16 protein-coding genes are annotated in these 18,089 nt (G+C 59.8%); 7 read left to right on the top strand and 9 right to left on the bottom strand.

All coding sequences use genetic code 11. From position 1 onward, the window contains the following. On the bottom strand, positions 1 to 534 hold a 534-nt coding region (locus tag K9U38_RS19275; protein WP_224495979.1), incomplete at its 3' end, for a winged helix-turn-helix domain-containing protein. Positions 535 to 669: 135 nt separating this feature from the next. Here K9U38_RS19275 and K9U38_RS19270 point away from each other — a divergent pair. Beyond that, positions 670 to 915: a DUF1127 domain-containing protein gene (locus K9U38_RS19270; protein ID WP_370632004.1), complete on the top strand. Its 246-nt coding sequence runs from the start codon at positions 670 to 672 to the stop codon at positions 913 to 915. 38 nt (positions 916 to 953) lie between these two features. Here the strand turns inward: K9U38_RS19270 and K9U38_RS19265 are convergent, their stop codons facing one another. Further along, positions 954 to 1,706 carry an SDR family oxidoreductase gene (locus K9U38_RS19265; RefSeq protein WP_224495974.1) on the bottom strand — a complete coding sequence of 251 codons (753 nt, stop codon included), beginning with the start codon at positions 1,704 to 1,706 and terminating at the stop codon, positions 954 to 956. Positions 1,707 to 1,746: 40 nt separating this feature from the next. Beyond that, complete coding sequence (locus K9U38_RS19260) at positions 1,747 to 3,222, bottom strand: aldehyde dehydrogenase family protein (RefSeq protein WP_224495973.1); 1,476 nt, start codon at positions 3,220 to 3,222, stop codon at positions 1,747 to 1,749. Between the two features lie 155 nt (positions 3,223 to 3,377). Here K9U38_RS19260 and zwf point away from each other — a divergent pair, with 155 nt between their 5' ends. The 4 genes from zwf to K9U38_RS19240 all read left to right on the top strand — a co-directional run bounded on the left by zwf (position 3,378) and on the right by K9U38_RS19240 (position 7,755). After that, positions 3,378 to 4,853, top strand: coding sequence for a glucose-6-phosphate dehydrogenase (zwf, locus tag K9U38_RS19255; protein WP_224495972.1), 1,476 nt, complete (start codon positions 3,378 to 3,380; stop codon positions 4,851 to 4,853). 11 nt (positions 4,854 to 4,864) lie between these two features. Beyond that, complete coding sequence (pgl, locus tag K9U38_RS19250) at positions 4,865 to 5,569, top strand: 6-phosphogluconolactonase (RefSeq protein WP_224495971.1); 705 nt, start codon at positions 4,865 to 4,867, stop codon at positions 5,567 to 5,569. 67 nt (positions 5,570 to 5,636) lie between these two features. Continuing rightward, a complete protein-coding gene (gene edd, locus K9U38_RS19245; RefSeq protein WP_224495970.1) occupies positions 5,637 to 7,463 on the top strand; it encodes a phosphogluconate dehydratase in 1,827 nt (608 codons plus the stop codon). A gap of 67 nt (positions 7,464 to 7,530) precedes the next feature. Further along, complete coding sequence (locus K9U38_RS19240; RefSeq protein ID WP_224495977.1) at positions 7,531 to 7,755, top strand: PIN domain-containing protein; 225 nt, start codon at positions 7,531 to 7,533, stop codon at positions 7,753 to 7,755. Here K9U38_RS19240 and K9U38_RS19235 read toward each other — a convergent pair. Next, positions 7,749 to 8,711 carry a GlxA family transcriptional regulator gene (locus tag K9U38_RS19235; RefSeq protein WP_224495969.1) on the bottom strand — a complete coding sequence of 321 codons (963 nt, stop codon included), beginning with the start codon at positions 8,709 to 8,711 and terminating at the stop codon, positions 7,749 to 7,751. The two genes, K9U38_RS19240 and K9U38_RS19235, sit on opposite strands and share 7 nt — an antisense overlap. Positions 8,712 to 8,749: 38 nt before the next feature. Next, positions 8,750 to 9,649 (bottom strand): bifunctional methylenetetrahydrofolate dehydrogenase/methenyltetrahydrofolate cyclohydrolase FolD, encoded by a 900-nt coding sequence (gene folD, locus K9U38_RS19230; protein ID WP_224495968.1) that lies wholly within the window; start codon positions 9,647 to 9,649, stop codon positions 8,750 to 8,752. Positions 9,650 to 10,025: 376 nt separating this feature from the next. On the opposite strand from folD, the gene K9U38_RS19225 reads away from it, so the two are divergent. Further along, positions 10,026 to 11,279, top strand: a complete 1,254-nt coding sequence (locus K9U38_RS19225; RefSeq protein WP_224495967.1) for a sarcosine oxidase subunit beta family protein — start codon at positions 10,026 to 10,028, stop codon at positions 11,277 to 11,279. Positions 11,280 to 11,490: 211 nt separating this feature from the next. Here K9U38_RS19225 and K9U38_RS19220 read toward each other — a convergent pair whose 3' ends face one another. Next, a complete protein-coding gene (locus K9U38_RS19220; protein ID WP_224495966.1) occupies positions 11,491 to 13,710 on the bottom strand; it encodes a GumC family protein in 2,220 nt (739 codons plus the stop codon). A 257-nt stretch (positions 13,711 to 13,967) separates the two neighbouring features. Between K9U38_RS19220 and K9U38_RS19215 the strand changes: the two genes are divergently transcribed. Beyond that, positions 13,968 to 15,221 (top strand): lipopolysaccharide biosynthesis protein, encoded by a 1,254-nt coding sequence (locus K9U38_RS19215; protein ID WP_224495965.1) that lies wholly within the window; start codon positions 13,968 to 13,970, stop codon positions 15,219 to 15,221. Here K9U38_RS19215 and K9U38_RS19210 read toward each other — a convergent pair. From K9U38_RS19210 to K9U38_RS19200, 3 genes are read right to left on the bottom strand one after another with little or no spacing between them, the layout of a single operon-like run. Further along, on the bottom strand, positions 15,218 to 16,078 hold the full coding sequence (locus K9U38_RS19210) for a DUF6492 family protein (RefSeq protein WP_224495964.1): 861 nt from the start codon (positions 16,076 to 16,078) through the stop codon (positions 15,218 to 15,220). The genes K9U38_RS19215 and K9U38_RS19210 overlap by 4 nt on opposite strands. Then, complete coding sequence (locus K9U38_RS19205; protein ID WP_224495963.1) at positions 16,075 to 16,845, bottom strand: WecB/TagA/CpsF family glycosyltransferase; 771 nt, start codon at positions 16,843 to 16,845, stop codon at positions 16,075 to 16,077. Before K9U38_RS19205 ends, K9U38_RS19210 begins: the two co-directional genes overlap by 4 nt. Continuing rightward, positions 16,842 to 18,032, bottom strand: coding sequence for a glycosyltransferase (locus K9U38_RS19200; RefSeq protein ID WP_224495962.1), 1,191 nt, complete (start codon positions 18,030 to 18,032; stop codon positions 16,842 to 16,844). Before K9U38_RS19200 ends, K9U38_RS19205 begins: the two co-directional genes overlap by 4 nt. Positions 18,033 to 18,089: the final 57 nt, after the last annotated feature.

Raw genomic sequence — 18,089 nt, 5'->3', positions numbered from 1 at the left:
GATCCCGCGCACGTCCATCGCCTTTCCCTTGTAGGCAAAGGCCGAGTTGCGTGCGATGACGAACAGGCCGGCGTTCCTGGAAAGGTCGGTGGTGAGGTCTTCCGTCAGTCCATCGGCGAAGGATTCCTGTTCGGGATCACTGCTGACATTCACGAAGGGCAGCACGGCTATCGAAGGTTTGCCGGGTAGCGGCAAGGTCATTCGCATGGCGCCATCGAGGTGTTCGATGACCCCAGTGAAACGGTAACCCACACGCGGAACAGTGGATATCCATTCACGGCCGTCCGCGGCTGAACCAAGCAGCTTGCGCAGCTGCGCGATCTGGACGGTGAGGTTACCTTCCTCGACAGCCGTGCCTGGCCACGCTGCATCCATCAACTCGGCCTTGCCCAGGATTTCGCCGGGCCTTGCGACGAGCGCGGCCAGCAGCTTCAGTCCGCGATGGCCGACGGCAACGGGATCGTCATTCCGAAGGAGCGTTCCAGCACCCGGATCAAGCACGAACGGACCAAAGGCAAAGCGCGCTCCCTGCATAGGGCGCATCTATAGTCGGTTTGGAAGTTTTTGAGAACTATTTGGAAAAGCTTAAGTACGGCGCATTTCGCATGCGGCAGAATAATCCTCTTTCAGGTCAAGGATCTATCTGGCCTCGACCTTATGGAGGTTGCCATGAATCATTTGTCCACACTGACTGCAGCCCCGCATCAATCGGCGCGCCTCGGAGCATCCGCGGGACCGATGCAACCGTACAGCCTGGCGGCCCTTCGATACATGATCGCCACCTGGCGCTGGCGGGTACGCTTTCGCTACGAGCTTGCGCAGAAGTCGCAGGAAAATCCCCATTTGATCGATGATATGGGCCTGACAGTTGCGGAGGTCGAGGCAGAAATCGGCAAGCGTTTCTGGCAACGGTAAAAACGACTGAGCAGCAACGATTTCCAGCAAATGGTCGATCAGATGCAGCGGCCTCCATCGACTTCAAGTGCAACGCCCGTGATGAATTCGGCCTCGCTGGATGCAAGCCAGAGCGCCGCATTGGCAACGTCGAGCGGTGTCGACAGCCGGCCAAGCGGTACCGTTGCCTTGAACTGCGCGCGCTTTTCCGGCGTGTCCTCGCCCATGAACAGACCAAGCATCGGCGTTTCACCCGCCACGGGGCAGAGGCAATTGACGCGGATGTTCTTGGGCGCGAGCTCGATCGCCATGGATTTTGTGGCGCTGATGGCCCAGCCCTTCGACGCATTGTACCAGGTCAGGCCCGGGCGCGGCCGGAGTCCTGCGGTGGACGCGGTCGTGATGATCGAGCCGCCGCCCTGCATTTCCATGATCGGCACGACCGCGAGCGCCGCATAATAGATTGCCTTCATGTTGACGCCGGCGATCAGGTCAAAGGTGCTTTCATCGACACCGAGCATCGAACCATTGCGGTGGGTGAAGCCGGCATTGTTGACCATGATGTCAACCCGGCCGAACTCGTTCATTGCCGCTCCTACCATCGCATCGACGTCTTCCTTGCGCGAAACATCGGCATGCACGGCGATGGCTGCCGCCTTGCCGAGAGAGGCCGCAACCTTCTGCGCTCCCTTCAGATTGAGATCGGCAACGACAAGCTTCGCGCCCTCCTCGGCAAAGCGCCTCGCCATCCCCTCGCCAAAACCTGAGGCGCCACCGGTGATGATCGCTGTCTTGCCTGCCAAACGGGTCATGTTGTCTCCTCAGTCATGCTCATTGCGGGGAATTGTTCGCTCAATCGTGGCGGAACACGATCGTCTTGGTCGCGGACATGTCGTAAAGGGCCTCGAAACCCTTTTCGCGGCCATGGCCGGATTTCTTGAAGCCGCCAAAGGGCAGTTCGATGCCGCCGCCTGCCCCATAGGCATTGACGTAGACCTGCCCGGCACGCACGCGCTTGGCCACACGATGCTGGCGTGCACCGTCCCTGGTCCACACGCCGGCGACCAGGCCATATTCGGTGCTGTTGGCAAGCTGGATGGCATCCTGTTCACTGTCGAACGGAAAAAGTGACAATACAGGACCGAAGATTTCCTCCTGGGCTATGACGGCTGCCCGGTCGACAGCGCCGAACAGTACCGGCGCGACATAAAATCCGGTTGCAGGCGCGCCGACATCGATCGAGCCGCGCCCGATGACTTCGATTCCAGCTTCGGCCGCCAAGGCAACATAATTTTCGACACGGCGTTTCTGTGCCGGATTGATCATCGGGCCAAGATCGAGGTCCGCATCGTGCGGTCCGGCAACGAGCCTGTCAAAACGCTCTGCGAGTGCCGTGGCAACGTCATCATATATGGCGCGCTCAACCAGGATGCGGCTGCCCGCCGAACAGGTCTGGCCGCCATTCTGGATGATCGCATTGACGAGTACCGGGAGCGCCTTCTCGACATCGGCATCGGCAAAGACGATCTGCGGTGACTTGCCGCCCAATTCCATGGTGACGCCGCGATTGTTGGCTGCTGCGGCCTGCTGGATGAAGGTACCGGTCGCAGGCGACCCCGTAAAGGTTACGTAGTCGATGCCTGGATGCGACGACAATGCCGCTCCGGCATCGCGACCGTAACCGGTGACCACATTGAGGACGCCGTCCGGAAACCCGGCCTCGACCGCAAGCTCACCGATCCGGATGGTGGACAGCGAAGCATCCTCAGCAGGTTTGACGACCAGAGTATTGCCCATGGCAAGCGCCGCGCCGACGACGCGCGCCATGATCTGCATGGGGTAGTTCCAGGGAATGATCCCGGCAACCACGCCGTGCGGTTCGCGCAGGGTCAGCGCGGTGTAGCCATCGAGGAACGGGATCGTATCGCCATGGATCTTGTCGCAGGCGCCACCATAAAATTCATAGTAGCGCATCGCCGCGACCACATCGGCCTTGCCTTGCCGCACCGGCTTGCCGGTATCACGTGATTCGAGCGCGCCGAGTTCATCGGCGTGCTGTTCAATCAGGCGGCTGAGGCGTGTCAGGAGCCTTCCGCGCTCAAACGCCGGCGTGCGGGACCACGGACCACTTTCAAACGCCTCCCGCGCCGCCCGCACGGCGAGATCGACATCCGCCGCCTTGCTTTGCGGAATGGTTGCAAAGGCACTGCCATCGGACGGACACAAAACAGTGATCGTTTCTTGCGAAAGTGCTGGTACGCTCCTGCCGTTGATGATGTTCAGGAAATTCTTATCCTGTGCGACAACTTTGGATAGATTTTGTAACATGTCCGCATCCTGTTCGTTGCAATGCTATTAGAACTGGAGCGAATTGGAAATGCATTTTGACGCAGTTCGCACATCGGGACTGGTCATTTTAAATCGATTAGATTATACCACCATGCGTCTTCGGACACGCAATTCAGGCATAGCGAGACTCCCCCATGACCAGTCAGATTATCCCGGTTGATCCTTTTGATTGCATCGTTTTCGGTGGCACCGGCGATCTTGCCGAGCGCAAGCTGATCCCGGCATTGTACCAGCGCCAGCGCGATGGCCAGCTTTCCGAGCCCACCCGCATTATCGGCGCTTCCCGCTCGCCAATGTCGTCCGAGGATTATCGCAAGTTCGCCGAGGCGGCGATCAAGGAGCACGTGAAGGCATCTGAAATAGACGCAAAGCAGCTCGACAAGTTTCTGGAACGTCTCTCATATGTTGCAGTCGATGCGACCTCCGACAATGGATGGGAAGAGCTCAAGGCAGAGGTCGGCAATGACAGCAAGCGCATCCGCGCCTTCTATCTGGCCGTCAGCCCTTCGCTGTTCGGCGATATCACCAGCCGCCTGAAGAGCCACAAGCTGGTCCATGAACACACGCGCATCATCGTCGAGAAGCCAATCGGACGTGATCTTGAGTCGGCAATTGCCCTCAACGACACAATCGGCCACGTGTTCCACGAACAGCAAATCTTCCGCATCGATCACTATCTCGGCAAGGAAACGGTGCAGAACCTGATGGCGCTGCGCTTTGCCAATGCCCTCTACGAGCCGCTGTGGAACTCCGCCCATATCGACCATGTGCAGATCACTGTCGCCGAGGCCGTCGGGCTCGAAAACCGTGCAGGTTATTATGACAAGGCCGGTGCACTGCGGGATATGGTCCAGAATCACATGCTGCAGCTTCTGTGCCTCGTAGCCATGGAACCTCCGTCCTCGATGGATGCCGACGCGGTACGCGACGAGAAGCTGAAGGTGCTGCGCTCACTGAGCCCGATCAACGCCAAGAATTACGAGGAACTGACCGTTCGCGGCCAGTACCGTGCCGGTGCTTCTGCAGGGGGTGCGGTCAAGGGCTACCTCGACGAATTGGAAAGCAAAAGCAACACGGAGACCTTCGTTGCCATCAAGGCCGAGATAGCCAATTGGCGCTGGGCAGGGGTGCCGTTCTACTTACGGACGGGCAAGCGGCTGGCGACGCGTGCATCGGAAATCGTTGTCTCCTTCAAGCCGATCCCGCATTCGATCTTTGGCGAAAGCGCCGGCCGCGTCGTCGCCAACCAGCTCGTCATTCGCCTGCAACCGGATGAAGGTGTCAAACAGTGGATGATGATCAAGGATCCCGGCCCGGGCGGCATGCGTCTGCGCCATGTGCCGCTGGACATGAGCTTTGCTGAAAACTTCCAGGCCCGCAGCCCGGATGCCTATGAGCGTCTGATCATGGATGTGGTGCGTGGCAACCAGACCCTGTTCATGCGCCGCGACGAAGTGGTCGCCGCCTGGCAGTGGATCGACCCCATCCTCAAGGCCTGGGCCGAGAATGACCAGCCACCCTATGGCTATACGGCGGGAACATGGGGACCGTCGGCATCGATCGCGCTCATCGAGCGCGACGGACGCACCTGGCACGAAGCCGAAGCATAGAGAAGGCTGCCATGGCTACGGAGCACAGGTTACACAGTTTCGCAGACAGCAATGAGCTCGCCGAGGCGCTCGCTTCGACCGTGGCCGACCGGCTCAATGCGGCCTGCGATGATCGGGGCAAGGCGGTGCTTGCCGTATCGGGTGGCACAACTCCTGCCCTTTTCTTCAAGGCGCTGTCGGTCAAGAAGCTGCCTTGGGAAAGGATCACGGTAACACTGGTTGACGAGCGCTTCGTCCCTCCCACCAGTGACCGCTCCAACCAGAAGCTGGTAGCGGAAATGCTTCTGCAGAACGATGCGGCGAGGGCGAATTTCGTCGGTCTCTACACGGACGCTTCCACGGTGGAAGAAGGTGCTAAAATAGCGGCCGGAGCGATTGCCAGTCTTGGTCAGCCGTTTGACGTCGTCATCCTCGGCATGGGCGGCGACGGACATACGGCGTCCTTCTTCCCGGGTGGCGACCATCTGGCGGAGGCCATCTCGCCCGAGCAGCAGGCACTCGTCTTGCCAATGTGGGCGGAAGGTGCCGGAGAGCCGAGATTGACGCTGACACTGCCGGTGATCGCAGGGGCCCGTTTCGTGGCACTGCATATCGAAGGCGCCGCGAAAAAGACTGTTCTTGCCAAGGCGCTCGATGGCGGTGAGACCAGCGATATGCCGATCAGGGCTGTGCTTCGATACGAGCCCATCGAGCTTGAGATTTTCTGGGCTGCCTGAAGCCTGGGTTGTGATCCATCCGGACAGGCTCCCAAACTTCCGGATTGACGCCTAAAGGAGACACAAGATGACCGTCCTGCAACGGGTGAAAAGCATTACCCATCGCATCTGCGAACAGTCGAAGCCGACGCGCGATGTCTATCTCGACCATATGCGCGAGGCGGCAAGCCGCAAGCCAAAGCGCTCGGCGCTTGCCTGCGCCAATCTTGCCCATGGCTTCGCTGCCTGCAGCCCTTCCGACAAGGCCGCCCTCGCCGGCGATATCGTGCCTAACCTCGGCATCATCACCTCCTATAACGACATGCTGTCGGCACACCAGCCATTTGAGACCTACCCCCAGTTGATCAAGACAGCAGCTAAAGAGGCGGGCGGCGTGGCACAGGTTGCGGGCGGTGTCCCCGCCATGTGCGATGGCGTGACACAGGGACAGCCCGGCATGGAACTGTCGCTGTTTTCGCGCGATGTCATTGCTATGGCAACTGCGATCGGGCTCTCACACGACATGTTTGATGCGGCGGTCTATCTCGGCGTCTGCGACAAGATTGTTCCCGGACTTGTCATAGGTGCGCTGACATTCGGGCATCTGCCTGCGGTCTTCATCCCCGCCGGGCCGATGACCACGGGCCTTCCCAATGACGAGAAGGCGAAGACGCGCCAGCTCTATGCGGAGGGCAAGGTTGGGCGCGAGGAACTTCTCGAATCCGAGTCCAAATCCTATCATGGCCCAGGCACCTGCACCTTCTACGGCACGGCGAATTCCAACCAGATGCTGATGGAAATCATGGGCCTGCACATGCCGGGTTCTTCCTTCATCAATCCGGGCACGCCCTTGCGCGATGCGCTGACCCGCGAGGCAGCCAAGCGGGCTCTGGCCATAACGGCGCTCGGCAATGAATATACGCCCGTCGGCGAGATGATCGACGAGCGAACCATCGTCAACGGCGTAGTCGGCCTGCATGCGACCGGCGGCTCGACCAATCACACGATGCACCTTGTCGCCATGGCGGCAGCTGCCGGTATCAAGCTGACCTGGCAGGACATTTCCGACCTGTCCGATATTGTTCCGCTTCTCGCCCGCGTCTATCCGAACGGCCTTGCCGACGTGAACCATTTTCACGCCGCGGGCGGCATGGGCTATATCATCCGCGAGTTGCTGGATGCCGGCCTGCTGCACGAGGACGTCAAGACCGTTTGGGGCGGAGGCGACGGCCTGCGCGCCTATACGATCGAGCCGAAACTCGGCGAGAACGGCACCGTCGTGCGCGAGCCGGTCGCCGCGGAAAGCTCCGACAAGAAGGTGCTCTCCACCTGCAAGCAGCCGTTCCAGGTTACCGGTGGCCTCAAGATGCTCAAGGGCAATCTCGGCACCGCGGTCATCAAGACATCGGCGGTCAAGGCCGACCGGCACATCATCGAAGCGCCTGCCATCGTGTTCGACAGCCAGGCTGCGCTGCAGGATGCATTCAAGGCCGGAAAGCTGGACCGTGATTTCGTTGCGGTTGTGCGCTTCCAGGGTCCTCGTGCCAATGGCATGCCCGAACTTCACAAGCTCACCCCTGCCCTCGGCGTGCTGCAGGATCGCGGCCATATGGTGGCGCTCGTCACGGACGGACGCATGTCCGGTGCCTCGGGCAAGGTACCCGCAGCCATCCACGTGACACCGGAAGCGCTTGATGGCGGCATGATCGGCAAGATCCGGGATGGCGATGTGGTCCGGCTCGATGCCGAGATTGGAACACTCGACGTGCTGGAGGATCCGGATGTACTCGCAGCGCGGCCAACACCGGAAGTAGACATCAGCCATAATGGCTATGGCATGGGACGCGAACTCTTCGCCGCCTTCCGCAATGTGGTCGGACGCGCGGACAATGGCGCTTCGGTGTTTGGCCTTTAGTAACATTGCGCTCATGTGTAGACACGCCTATATTGGTGTCTACACACGAGGCTAAGACGAAGCAAATATCGAGATTATTCCTATCTCAAATGACGACCTGCCATCCGTGCTGCAAGCGTTTGAACGCTACGGCCGGCATCGCTACCCAGTCAACGATCGCAACAGTGCGCTGAATCTTGCTGATTGCTTCCACTATGCTTCCGCAACATCCCGTGGGGCATCGATCCTGACCAAGGATACAGGATTCGCCCTGACTGACCTCGAAATCATCGACACCACCAAAAATCAATAGGTTGTGCGGCGCTCGTCAGAAGGTGAGCGCCCGAACTGTGCCCGGTAACTCTGGGCAAAGTAGGAATGCGACGTGAATCCAGTCGCCAGCGCCACGTCCAGAATGGGCGAATGGGTCTGGCGCAACAATTCACGCGCCCGCTCCAGGCGCAGACTCATGTAATAGCGCCCTGGCGTCATGTTGAGATGGCGCAGGAACAACCGCTCCACTTGCCGTACAGACAGGCCTACGGCCTTGGCGAGCCGCACGGCCGATTTCGGCTGTTCGAGATTGTCGGCCATGAGTTCGACGATCCTGCGCAGCTTTTCCGACTTGCCGGTCAGATCCCGTTCCGGCCCGATGCGCTGGCGGTCGGTTTGCGAACGAATGCGTTCGTGGTGGAACTGGTTTGCCACTTCATTGGCGAGAGCGGGGCTGAAATCCTGCTTGATGATTTCCAGCATCAGGTCGATTGAAGTCGTGCCGCCCGCACAGGTGTACCGCTTGCGGTCGATCTCGAAGACATTGCCGGTGCAATCGATCTGCGGAAACTTTTCCTGGAAGCCGGCGCGATTTTCCCAATGGATCGTGCAGCGGTGTCCCTCCAGCTGGCCCGCTTCCGCCAGGATGTAGCTGCCAATGTTCAAGCCGCCCAGAGATGCGCCGCGGCGCCCCAGCGTGCGCAAGGCTGCGATGACCTTGGGCTTTTCTTCAAATTCGGTTGTCAGCCCTGCACAGATAAAGACGATATCGGCGGCAGGAATGTCGGCCAGCGCGTATTGCACATTGATCTGCAGGCCATTGGAGGCAGTTACCGCAGCGCCCGTGGCGGACACGGTGATCCATGAATAGAATGGCTCCTCGGCCATGCGATTGGCCGTGCGCATGGTATCGATGGCCGCCGCAAGGCTGAACATCGGAAATTTGTCGACGAGCAGAAAGGCAAAGGTTCGCGTGGCTTGCAGGGTATCAGGCATGCGCTGTTCTAACCGGATTCCCCTTTAGAGCAAATGGATCAGAAGCGAGGTGGAGTCTTACCTGCCGAACGATAGGCGGCAACCAGCGTGTTCGCCATGAGCATGGCAATCGTCATCGGCCCGACACCGCCGGGCACCGGCGTGACCGCTGCTGCAACTGTCGATGCATCGGCAAAGTCGACATCGCCAACGAGCCGTGTCTTGCCCTCTCCCTTTTCCGGTGCGGGAACGCGGTTGATGCCGACGTCGATGACGGTTGCACCAGGTTTGACCCAATCGGCCTTGACCATTTGCGGCCGTCCGACTGCTGCAACGAGAATGTCGGCGTTGCGGCAGAGGCCTGCAAGATCCCTGGTCTTGCTGTGCGCGATGGTAACGGTCGCATTGTGCGCAAGCAGCAAGTTGAACATGGGTTTGCCGACAATGTTGGAGCGGCCGATGACGACGGCGTTGAGGCCGGAGAGATCGCGTCCGAGAATACGCTCAATCAGCAGCATGGATCCTGCAGGCGTGCAGGGAACGAACGCCGTCTGGATCTCGCCAGTGCCCAGCTTGCCGACATTGATGAAATGGAATCCGTCGACGTCCTTGTCCGGTGAGATCGTCTGGATGATCCGGCCGGAATCGATATGCTTGGGCAGAGGCAACTGCACCAGGATGCCATGTATGAGCGGGTCGGCATTGAGCCGTTCGACCAATGCGACCAATTCTTCCTCGGAGGTTTCCTCGGGCAATGTGTACTGAACTGAATGAAAGCCGCATTCACGCGCCTTCCTGCCCTTGGAGGCGACATAGACCTGACTGGCAGGATCTTCACCGACGATCACGACAGCGATTCCAGGGGTAATGCCACTGGTTTCAATGAGGTCCGCGGCGGAAGCCTTGACCTTCGAGACCACGTCCTCGGCAATCTCCTTGCCATTGATCGTCACTGCCATGTGTTGCTCCTGGAAAATCAACCCCTTGGTGGATCACCCAACATACTGTTGATTTTGCGGCCGAATAATACCGTCAAAACGGCGTTCACTGACGCAATAGCGAAAGCGCGGGAGGATCGCAATGCGGCAATGTCTCAACTGCGGCCTGGGATGATTTGCAAGTCCACCATCATGCGTGGTTCGACAGGCTCACCATGAGGGAGTTGGGTTGGTTGCAAATTTAGGCGTCACCGTTGCGAATCTTGGTTCCTTGCAGCCCACATTTCTCGCTCATGGTGAGCCTGTCGAACCACGCACGCACGGCCCCGTGCAAACGAATACTTGGCTAAGGCCATGAATCCAAGCATGATCGCAATGAACGAATCCGGGAACCCCCATGCGCTACTCAGCTTTCAGCCTTTTCAGACAAGCCCTCAACGGCAACAAGGACTGGAAGCCGGCCTGGCGCAAGCCCAATCCCAAACCCGCCTATGACGTGGTGATTATCGGTGGCGGGCACGGCCTCGCCACCGCCTATTACCTCGCCAAGGAGCATGGGATCCGCAATATCGCCGTCGTCGAAAAGGGATGGCTCGGCTCGGGAAACATCGGCAGAAACACCACTGCGATCCGATCGAACTATCTTCTGACCGAGAACCAGCATTTCTATGAAGCGTCGATGAAGATGTGGGAAACATTGTCCCACGACCTCAACTACAATGTGATGTTTTCGCAGCGCGGCGTCGTCAACCTCGCCCATACGTTGCCACAGCTCGATATATATGCGCGACGGGGCAACCAGATGCGGCTCAACGGCATCGACTGCGAATTGATGACGCCGCAACAGATCAAGAAGCTGATTCCCGGACTCGATATCAGCACAACGGCTCGCTTTCCGATCCTTGGGGGCCTGATGCAGCGAAGCGCCGGCACCGCGCGGCACGATGCCGTCGTCTGGGGTTATGCCCGTGCCGCCGACCAGCTGGGTGTCGACATCATCGAGAATTGCGAAGTGACGAGCTTCCTGAAGGATGGCGATAAAATCACCGGAGTCATGACGACGCGCGGTCCCATCAATGCGAAGAAGGTGGGGTCCGCGGTTGCCGGCCACACCAGCGAATTGATGCGGCGGGCCGGCATTGACCGACTGCCGCTCGAATCGCATGTCTTGCAGGCTTTCGTTTCGGAAGCACTGAAGCCCGTCGTGGATACTGTGGCGACCTTCGGCGGCGGACACCTTTACTTTTCCCAATCCGACAAGGGCGGCCTCGTCTTTGGCGGCGACATCGACGGTTATAATTCCTATGCGCAGCGCGGCAACCTGCCGGTGGTCGAGGATGTGATGAGCGAGTTCGTTGCGCTCATTCCCGCACTCGCCCGGGTCAAGCTGCTTCGCTCCTGGGGAGGCATCATGGACATGACAATGGATGGTTCTCCCATCATCACCACGGGACCGCTACCTGGCATGTATCTGAATACTGGTTGGTGCTATGGCGGTTTCAAGGCAACGCCTATTTCGGGAAAGTGCTTCGCCTGGACCATCGCCAGGGACGAGCCGCACCCGCTTTCGGCGCCGTTCACGCTCGATCGCTTCTACCGGGGCTATGTCATCGACGACAAGGGGCAAGGCCCAACGCCGAGATTGCATTAGGGATAGCGTCGAACGACCACCCCACCCCGGACCTCCGACTTCGGGGGCGAGCCGCTTGTCTCCCCCCGCCTTCGGCCCCCATCAAGGGGAGGGTGAAGCCGGTACCTGCCTGCGTCCCACCTCCCCCTTTGATGGGGGAGGTCGCAGCGAAGCTGCGGGTGGGGTAGAAAATCGAAACCCGTAGCCATCAAATCAAACTCAGCCTGGGTAATTAACTGGCCTGCCGCTCGGACCGGCGTCGTAGCGCCTGGCGGATCTCGGCAATATCGCTCAACATTTGCTCGATATTGGAATTGTCATGGTGTCGTGGCGCCAACGTCAAATCGGCGTGCGCATAAAGGAATTCCGCCACCGCGATCTCGTCGTCCTCGGGTGCGTTTTCCTCTTCGTCCAGCGTCATCGTACCTGTCTGCGCGCGTCTGATGGCGGCTGCGAGCCGGCTTTCCGGGGGAGCAGCCGGCAGGCGCTCCTTATCCTCGAGCCTCGCCCTCGTGCCGCCGGGGGGCGGTGTCGGGTCGACTGGCGCATCATCTTCGACACGGGTGACCGTGGAACGATTGCCAGCACGAAAGCTGTCAATCATGCCGAGCAGGACCGCGAGACCAAGACCGGTCAACAGTCCGCCCAGAAAGCCGGCGATGGCTACAAGCTTGCGGGATCCGCCCGAGCTTTCAAGCGCGGGACGGGCCGGTGAGATGACGCGAATATTGGTGGTATTCATGCCTTCGAGTTCGCCGGTCTCCCTGGCGCGCAGGAGGAAGGCCTCGTAGACCTCCCGCTTGGCAGTGGCCTCGCGTTCAAGCTCGCGCAATTTGACCATGCCTTCGTTGCTGGTGGCCGTGCGCGCCTTGAGCTGCGCCAGCCGTGCCGCAAGATCCTGCTCCTGCTGCACAGAGCGCTTGAGCTCAACCTGCACGGACGACGCAATGCGGTTCAGCTCATTGCGGATCTCGCTGCGAATGCCATTGACCTGCGACTGCGCCTGGATGAGCTGTGGATGCCGCGGTCCCAACTTGGTGGCAAGTCCGTCCGCCTGCTGTTTCAGTGCCCCATACTGCGACCTCAGTGCGACGATGACGCCGGAGCGGAACTCTTCGGGCAAGGTGTTGCCAAGCACGCCTTCAACGGAGGCGTTGCGGATGGACGCCGCCTGGGCGTTGAGACGGATCGTCTGATTGCGTGCCGTCGTCAGCTCGTCATTCGTGCGCGAAATTTCATCATCGCTGATCAAGCGACCCTGTACATCGACAAGATCATTGTCGGCCTTGAACTTCTGAACGGCATTTTCTGCCTCTTCGACCCCCGTGCGCAGATCGTTAAGCCGGGCGGTCAGCGATGCGGTGGCCTGACGGGCCGTATCGGACTGGATATTGCCCTGTTCCTCGCGAAAGACATCCGACACAGTATTGGCGATAAGAGCGGCTTTTTCCGGATCACGCGACCTGACAGTAATGTTGAAAATGAAGTTCTTCGTGCTGCGCTCAACCTCGAGATGATCGTAGAGGTTACGCAACAACAGTGTCTCCCGGGTCGTGGCGTCCGGCGTGCTGTCGGTGGAGAAGAGGTCGCGGATGGAGGCGACAAGGCCGCGATCCTTCAGGTCGCCATTGAACTCGGGATCCTTGGCGAGGCCGGCGCGATCGATGACCTTGGTCAAGACGCTGCTTGACTGGATAACGCGCAACTGGCTTTCGGCAATGGCCAGCGATGCATCGACGGGCAACTGGCTCGACGATATTTCCTTGTCGACGATCTTGAGATCGCGCGGGTCAACGAGGACTTCGACCGTCGAGGCGTACAATTTCGGCAGCGTCATGGCATATCCGGCTCCAAGGAGCGTACCGATGATCGTCGTGGCGATGATCAGCGATTTGGAACGAGCGACGCGGTTGATGACGATGCGCGGATCAAACAGTGGCCTCCACTCGTCGTTCGGCACCTCAACCGGTCGCACCTCTGCCCGCCGCGTCATGGGCCGGCGCGAGCGAGCTGGCTCTACCGGTGGTTCGGGCTCGGCGGGCGCGGGGGTCACCGGGGTCTCCAGCCATTCCGGCTCGGGTTCGTCTGGCAGAGGCGCCGCTACCTCTCGCAGTGGAGCTACCTGCTCCCGCTCCGCCGCATCGACACGGCGGTTAAGCTCCGCCTTGATCGCTGCCATGTCGGCGCGCATGCGATCGATTGCTTCCTGTTCGGCTTCTTCGGGAGTCAATCTGGCCGGAGTTTCGTCCGGAACAGGCTGCGAGACTTCGCTGCCGGCGGCGAGGCGCAATGCGCGCATGCGATGATAGTGATCAAGATGATCTTCGTGGCGCAACGGCGATGCAACAGGCCCGGGATCGACATGCGTATCCCTTGCCATGTCCGGCTGACTGGCAAACGAGAGAAGCGACCGCCGCGGCCGCCGTGCCGTCTCGTTTTCGCGATTACCCATCCGTACCCAAACTCCAAGACCGCGAACCAGCGCGATTCAATAAGGGATCCACTGATCCACGGTTAATTCAATCTAAAGTTCCATGGGAAATAAATGGTTAATCGTCGGCATAACCCGGTCCCGGAACAGTTTACATGTGCATAGCACAGGCTTGGAACGGGCAACACAAGCCGTTAAGCCTTTTGATGTAGAAAACCGCCGAACGAAGGCCCTGACCAGATGCTCAAGTTTAAGGCCCTTCCCGACAGGAAATGGAATTGGTTGCACGCCTTTTGAAAGCCAATGCAGGGCTCGTCCGCGATTATTTTTCCGTCATCAGCGGATCGGCGGGCCGGCTTGTCATTTCCCTTGCCTATTTCGTGGCGCTTGCCAACACGCTTTCGATTGCCGAATTCGGCTTGTTTGCAACGGCGTCCGCCACGGGCGTCGTGCTGTCGCGTCTCGTCTCGTTTGGATTTGTTTCACCGCTGTACCGGATTTCGACTGTAAAACCGCAGCTGATCGGGGCCTATACGGGCGGGTTTCTCGCGGCGGTCGTTATTTCAATGCCGGTAGTTCTGCTCGCGGCTTTTCTGGCGCACCTGATTTTCTTCGGAGCAGACCTGTCGCTCGGTACCTTCGCTGTTATCGTCGCGGCCGAAGCGCTGCTATGGCGGTCGCTGGAAGTCGTCGTGATTGTCAACAACGGCTTGAACCGCTTCGGACGCGCCGCCTTGCTAGTCATCATCGGGACGGCCTTGCGCGCCGCGGCCGCCGTGCTTTTCGCCTTCTCCAGCGTGACTACGCTTGCGGCCTGGAGCTGGTGGTATGCGGGCGCCAATGGCCTCGCCCTGATCATTGCGGTGGTGTGTTTCTATCCAAAGGTACGGCTACGGCTCGTACCGCAGCTTTATCGGCGCAGACTGGCGGATTCCTTTGCGGTGACCGGAGCGGAAGTGCTGTTCTACGTGCAATCGGAACTCGACAAGCTTTTGGTGCTGGCAGTCGGCGGCCCGGAGACTGCGGGTGTCTATGCAATCATCATGCGGCTGGTCGATCTGACTGCCCTGCCCGTGCGCTCGTTCAACATGATGCTGGTGCAAAAGCTCATGCGAACGCCTGACATGCTGAAATCATTGAAAATTCGCGGGAGCCTCGAGTTGGGTGTCTTTCTGGTGTCGACGCTGGGGCTGGCTGCGCTTGCAATCTTCCTGCATGTCTTCCCCCGTGCGCTCGGCGCGAACGTAGCTTCGGTCGTCGCGCTGCTGCCCCTGGTGCTGCTGGTGCCCGGATTGCGCAATCTTATCGAGTATCAGGCGGAACTGCTTTATGCGCGCGGCCAGTCAGGCTTGCGTGCGCTCAATCTCGCGCTGCTGGGACTGGCAAAAGCAGCGCTCCTGTCCTGGCTGCTCGTAACCTTTCTCGACAGGCATGACTGGATGATCTGGTTGAACGTCATGTTTGCGGCGCTTTATCTCCTGTCGGCCTATCTGACCTATCGGGCGATAAAGAAGCCCGCGCGGCGCGTCTAGTCCAGCAACTTGCGGATGCGTGCCGTATCGTCGCCAAGGAATGATTGCATGCCGATGGCGACCTGAGCCGGCGTCATAGCCTCGACGAAGGCGACAAACTCCTCGTCCGTGGGTGCCGGTGCGAGCCAATAGACCCGGCAAAAATCGGCGACATCGTGATAATGGCCTTTTGCCATGAGCACCTCGTCCGCGTAACGGCCGTAGATCATGCATTCAGAAAACTGCCGCGAACGGCCGATCGCCGCGATCCAGTGCCGGCCGGTGACGCTTTCAATGCGTTCGCACATGGTCAGCAGGGCGTCCCGCCGCCAGGCGATAAGCGTTCCGATATAGTCATGGCCGGCCGGGCTGACAGGCACGATACCCAGAACCCGCCCCGCATGTTCAGACCAGGCACGCTGCTCACCAGGCCCCGGGCGCAGCAGGTCGCCGTCACGACGAAACAACCGCAGGTCGTCTCCACGCCAAACCGACGTGCAGTCGAAGGGTTTGAGGAAAGCCACATCGGAATCGATATAGAAGAAGGCGTCCTCGTCCGTATGAGCCGCGATGGCAATGCGCCGGAATTGTTGCACGTGCCAGCCGCGCAGCGGCAGGGTGAAGGGAGACAACCAGAGCCGCCGGCGGCCGAAATTGCTCGGATCCGGGAACGGCCTGATCCAACGGGGAAGGAGATCGTTCTCGTCGATCACGACGCGCTTCGGGCCTTCCAGCCGACGGAACAACGCTACATCCCGGTGCTCGACCAGAATGTAATGCGTGGTGAAGCCGGTGACGAAGCGGTCAATTGTTTCGCAAAGCAATCTGCAGCGGTCGAAATCGGGCGCGTAACTCGCGGTAACAAGTGCCGTCCTCATGTTTCACCCCTCAGCCTTGCCCGCACGACACGCAGCAGGAAAGCAGGATTGCCGACAATATACCGACGCCAAAGCCGTTCCGGCTCCTGCACAAGACGATAGAGCCATTCAAACCGGAACTTCTGAACGAGGAGCGGAGCCCGCGGCACCACGCCGGCCCTGAAATCGAAGAGGGCCCCTACGCCAAAGGCAAGCGTGCAATGATCACCGGTAAGGTGGCTCGCCATGAACAGCTCCTGGCGTGGCACGCCCATCGCGACCAACAGGATATGAGGACGATAGGCCCTCAGGACTTCGAGGACCCCCGGTTCGTCTGCGGCGCTGAAGAAACCGTCGCTGACCACGCGAAACTCATGCTGTGGCGCAAGACTCCTGAAACTCGCTGCAGCCTTTTCGACAACCTCGGTGCGTGCACCGACCAGGCCAACCCGCAAGCCGCGGGTTTCAGCCGTCAACAGTGCCGGAATGAAATCCGTGCCATTGAGATTGGCGGGAAAGGCAGAGCCATGGAGCAGTTTTGACGCGATATCGACGCCTATACCGTCCGGCAGGACCAGGAATCGTTCAAGGGCTTGGTGGAATTCGACATTGTCTTGCGCGAGATTGGCGTTGTGGGCATTCAGCCAGGTCACCAGCGCAAAGCGTTGCTCAGCTATCATGGCGCGCATCGTTTCGATGGCAAGGTTCCACGGCAATGCCACGACCGGCACGCCGAGAATATTCCGGCGTGGTAGGGCTGCTTCGGCGACAATGCCATGCGCACTCATGCGGCCGCCCGTCCATCGGCAAGGCTCGTTGCAAGCCGGTCGAGCCCTACGCGTATCTGCTGATCGAGACGCGTCAATTGGGCTGCGCGAAATCCGGCACCGGAGCAGGTGAGGTCTTCGCCGGCATGCATGCGTGCGACCATCGCATTGACCGCATGGGCAAACCGGACCGGATCATCTGCAACAACGCAATTGGCCGGCACATCGGCAATGCCGCGGACTGAAAGCGCAGTGGCGACGCTTGGCAGGCCCATCTCGAATGTCTCGATGGTTTTGAGCTGCACGCCTGTGCCGGCGCGGCTGATGAGTGGAATGACTGCGCAACTGCGGACGAAATCGCTGGCGTCAGGCACGCGGCCCGCAAATGTCACGTTGGGCCAGGCGGCCTTGAGATCGGCCGGCGTGCTGCCGGCAACGGTCACGCGAACCGTCTTGTCCAGATGCGGAAGGACATGGCGCAGGAACCACTCAAGGCCGATACGGTTTGGCTGCCATGTCCACGTGCCGATCAGTCCGAGATCGCGCTCTATCGTTCGCCCCGATGTCCTTGACGCATCGGCACCCGTCACGAGCGGCAGTGCGGCGGCACGGCCCGTGCCGGACAGTCCGAGCGCTTCGATATCCTCATCGGCCAGGGTGAATACGAATGCGGCGCTGGCGCATAACCTTTGCTCAAGGCGCGCCAGCAGGGCGGACTCGCGGTTGAACAGATACTTCTGAACTCGACTGGCCGCTGCCTCGGCATTTTCGCGGGCCGAGCGATGCTCCACATTATGGGCCACGAAGATCTGGGGCTTGTCGGCAAAGCAGTCTTCAAAGGCGCCCGCCAGTGCCACACCGTTCAGCACATAGGCATCAAACGGTCCGGCAGAGGCGATGGCGGCACGCAGCCTGTCCCTCGATATGATGCGCAGCTTGATCGATGACACGGTGAGACGGGTGAGGACTGCCTTGCCGAGCCAGCGCAGTTTGCGCGAAAGGTTGGCCGTATCGTTACGAACGTCGACTTCACCAAGGACAATGGTATTGTCAGGGTCGAGCGGGGAACTGCCGGGCCAAATGAATCCCAAAACCGTCACGCGCGCTCCGGCCCGCACAAGGCCATCGACAATCGCCTTGTTGGCAATTTCATAGCCCGTGGTTGGCTTACCATCTGGAACCAGCGATGTTACGAACAGCAGATGCATCCAAGTTCCGGACCTGTTGGCGATGATTTGTTACTCATTATTGGATTTGACGGCAGA

The sequence above is a fragment of the Phyllobacterium lublinensis genome, from assembly GCF_020164435.1.
Classification (GTDB): Bacteria; Pseudomonadota; Alphaproteobacteria; order Rhizobiales; family Rhizobiaceae; genus Phyllobacterium; species Phyllobacterium lublinensis.
Note: the sequence above shows the minus strand (reverse complement) of the source record. Positions and strands in the feature narration are given on the sequence as shown.

Bases quoted from the DNA above. Each gene is read 5' to 3' on its own strand.
- edd (WP_224495970.1), top strand. From the start codon at position 5,637: ATGACCGTCCTGCAACGGGTGAAAAGCATTACCCATCGCATCTGCGAA.
- K9U38_RS19210 (WP_224495964.1), bottom strand. From the start codon at position 16,078: ATGAGGACGGCACTTGTTACCGCGAGTTACGCGCCCGATTTCGACCGC.
- folD (WP_224495968.1), bottom strand. From the start codon at position 9,649: ATGGCAGTGACGATCAATGGCAAGGAGATTGCCGAGGACGTGGTCTCG.
- K9U38_RS19235 (WP_224495969.1), bottom strand. From the start codon at position 8,711: ATGCCTGATACCCTGCAAGCCACGCGAACCTTTGCCTTTCTGCTCGTC.
- K9U38_RS19270 (WP_370632004.1), top strand. From the start codon at position 670: ATGAATCATTTGTCCACACTGACTGCAGCCCCGCATCAATCGGCGCGC.
- K9U38_RS19205 (WP_224495963.1), bottom strand. From the start codon at position 16,845: ATGAGTGCGCATGGCATTGTCGCCGAAGCAGCCCTACCACGCCGGAAT.
- K9U38_RS19220 (WP_224495966.1), bottom strand. From the start codon at position 13,710: ATGGGTAATCGCGAAAACGAGACGGCACGGCGGCCGCGGCGGTCGCTT.
- zwf (WP_224495972.1), top strand. From the start codon at position 3,378: ATGACCAGTCAGATTATCCCGGTTGATCCTTTTGATTGCATCGTTTTC.
- K9U38_RS19265 (WP_224495974.1), bottom strand. From the start codon at position 1,706: ATGACCCGTTTGGCAGGCAAGACAGCGATCATCACCGGTGGCGCCTCA.
- K9U38_RS19200 (WP_224495962.1), bottom strand. From the start codon at position 18,032: ATGCATCTGCTGTTCGTAACATCGCTGGTTCCAGATGGTAAGCCAACC.
- K9U38_RS19225 (WP_224495967.1), top strand. From the start codon at position 10,026: ATGCGCTACTCAGCTTTCAGCCTTTTCAGACAAGCCCTCAACGGCAAC.
- pgl (WP_224495971.1), top strand. From the start codon at position 4,865: ATGGCTACGGAGCACAGGTTACACAGTTTCGCAGACAGCAATGAGCTC.
- K9U38_RS19260 (WP_224495973.1), bottom strand. From the start codon at position 3,222: ATGTTACAAAATCTATCCAAAGTTGTCGCACAGGATAAGAATTTCCTG.